Raw genomic sequence first — 2,643 nt, 5'->3', positions numbered from 1 at the left:
CGACAATCCAAAGACAATTGAGAGGCTAGGACTTTTTTCCCAGCCCCTTTTTCTTGTTATAAGTTGTGATGCTTACTGGCTCCTTTTGTCATGGAATAATATTTTTATTTTAAATTTTGTAACAGAAATGATAAATACTAGTTAAAGAGGATTTGTGTAAATACCTGGGAATCAAGCGTTTGCGGTATTTTTTTGTGGAGAAGTATTTGCCAACAAATTGCAATACAAATTAACTGATTTTGTAATAATTCTAGTGTATACTATTAAGAGTAGATCACAAGTCTACATTGTTGCAAGGGGAGAACTTCCCACATACATGTCTATTGACAATAAAACTTGATCGTAATATCGCTGTTAGTAAAATGAGAGTTTGAACATAGTGTAGATTTTATCGACCTTTTTCATATTAAAAAATATTTTTCAAATTCCCCTTGCGCAAGCTCTTCCGGATTCCTCCGGGAGAGTTTTTTTGTTAAGGAGAAAAGGTAGAAGGCCTTTTGAGTCTCTTTTGAAAGAGTGGCTCAGCAGCTATTATTTATGGTAAAATAGAACATATTCGTCGAGGGGAAGGAGTGAGGACTTTGTTGAAGATTTTTGTGTTAGAAGATGAGTGGATCCAGCAATCACGAATCGAAGCGGTCTTGCAGGAACTTATCGCTCAGAAATCCTTGCAATGCAAAGTGCCAGAAGTGTTTGGAAAGTCCAGTCAGTTGCTGGATGCTATCACAGAGAGAGGCGCTCATCACCTATTCTTTTTAGATATCGAGATTAAAGGTGAGGAGAAAAAGGGTCTAGAGATCGCAAAAGAGATTCGTAAGAAAGATCCCCATGCGACCATTGTCTTTGTCACCACTCACTCTGAATTCATGCCCATTACCTTTCAGTACAAAGTAGCCGCCTTGGATTTTATTGATAAAACGCTGAGCGAAGAAGAGTTCAGAGAGAGAATCAGCTCAGCCATCGACTATACCTTGGAGCAAGCTGGGACCACGATTGCGCAAGATGCTTTTACATTTGAGAGTGCGATGGCGCGTGTACAAGTTCCCTTTAATAAGATTTTGTATGTTGAAACGTCTCCAACTATTCACAAGGTCATTTTACACACCCAGGATGAGCGCTTGGAATTTTACGCTAGTATTGCCGATATCGAAAAAGCAGATCCTCGCTTGTATCGGTGCCACCGCTCCTTTGTGGTGAATCCACAAAATATTACGAAGATTGATAAAGAAGACAAGAAAGCTTTTTTTGAAAATGGGGACAATTGCTTGATCTCACGGACCAAGTACAGAGGCTTACTGGAAGCTTTGAAAAAATAGAAGGGAGAAAGAATTGCTGTTAGATATTCTAATGTCTTACCTAAAGTTCTTCGTCAGCATGCTGATCTATCGTCATATCAGTAGACAAGAGTTCGCTTGGCGCTGGCTCTTTTTGTGCCCCTTCTTCTTTGCAGTCGTCTTTACCCTTGTGCCACCGGTAGGCTTTTTTGGCTATTTCTTAGTATTTATTGCCTATAGTTTCTACCGAAATCGTAACATACGACACCTTTTGAATATTTTTTACGGGCTCTACCCGGTTGTCATGGAGAGTCTCATTGCGCGTCTCTTAGCCTTTTATGTCTTTCCGATGCTCGGGATTGTACTTGTTCATGAGGCATCTGTCAGCTGGTATGATGCTCTACTTGAATTGCTGGTCTTTCCTGTTTATATAGGAATCACTAAATTGTTAAAACTAGATTTTACAGATCTAAAAGTAGGGTTTCAACGGCAGTATTTTAATCGTTTCCTACTCCCAATGGATCTTTCCATGTTTGTGTATTTGCTCAGTGTTGTAGGTCTGGTGGTTTTTGAGGATGCTATTCCTCATGCAGATGCTTTACGGGAACAGTTAAATAGTATTTATCTGATTTTGTTTTTTGTGATGCTCTTGTATTTCAATGCAGTGTCCAAAGAACGATTGAAACAAGAGATTCTAGAGCAAAAAGATAGGCAACTGCAGGAGTTAGCCAACTATAGCCAACACGTCGAAATGCTCTACGGGGAGATTCGTGCCTTTCGTCATGACTACCTGAATATTTTAACCAGTCTCAAATTAAGTATTGAGCATGAAGATCTCAATGCGATCAGGGAAGTCTATGAGAATGTTCTTCGAGAGAGTGGCCAGCAATTTTACGATAGCAAGTTTGATATTGCCAAACTCAGTCACATTGAAAATCCAGCTGTAAAAAGTGTTCTGTCCGCAAAATTGTTGGAGGCTCAAAACAAAGGGATTGGGATCTCTGTCGAGATCGATGAACCTGTTCGTGATCTATTCATCGAGGTTTTAGATTTCATCACCTTCTTATCCATCCTTTGTGACAATGCTATCGAAGCGAGTCTTGAATCAGATGACCCACAGCTGACTCTTGCCATGCTCCAGGAGGAAAACTCCCTCATCTTAATAGTTGAAAATAGTACAAAAGCTGAAAAAATAGATCTGGCGAGAATTTTTGAAAAGGACTACTCAAGTAAAGGAGAGGGCCGCGGTCTTGGCTTGTACAAGATCCAACAATTACTGGAAAAGTATCCCAAAACGACAGTGTCTACCAAGAGTTCAAACTACCGATTTACTCAGAGCCTGACCTTTTGGAAGGAATAATGGAAGAGA

Annotated in this window: 2 protein-coding genes; both read left to right on the top strand. The window is 39.9% G+C overall.

Annotated elements, in window-relative coordinates; all coding sequences use genetic code 11:
* Positions 1-581 precede the first annotated feature (581 nt).
* The gene (locus O3626_RS10185) at positions 582-1,316 is read left to right on the top strand and encodes a response regulator transcription factor (RefSeq protein WP_371496724.1); all 735 of its coding nucleotides are present in this window, start codon (positions 582-584) and stop codon (positions 1,314-1,316) included.
* A 31-nt stretch (positions 1,317-1,347) separates the two neighbouring features.
* Positions 1,348-2,634 (top strand): sensor histidine kinase, encoded by a 1,287-nt coding sequence (locus O3626_RS10180; RefSeq protein WP_371496722.1) that lies wholly within the window; start codon positions 1,348-1,350, stop codon positions 2,632-2,634.
* The last annotated feature ends 9 nt before the right edge of the window (positions 2,635-2,643 follow it).

The sequence above is a fragment of the Streptococcus sp. 20925_1_77 genome (assembly GCF_041432125.1).
In the GTDB taxonomy this organism is placed as follows: domain Bacteria; phylum Bacillota; class Bacilli; order Lactobacillales; family Streptococcaceae; genus Streptococcus.
The sequence above is the reverse complement of the archived record's forward strand: the minus strand, read 5'-3'. Positions and strand labels throughout refer to the sequence as shown.

Bases quoted from the DNA above. Each gene is read 5' to 3' on its own strand.
- O3626_RS10180 (WP_371496722.1), top strand. From the start codon at position 1,348: ATGTCTTACCTAAAGTTCTTCGTCAGCATGCTGATCTATCGTCATATC.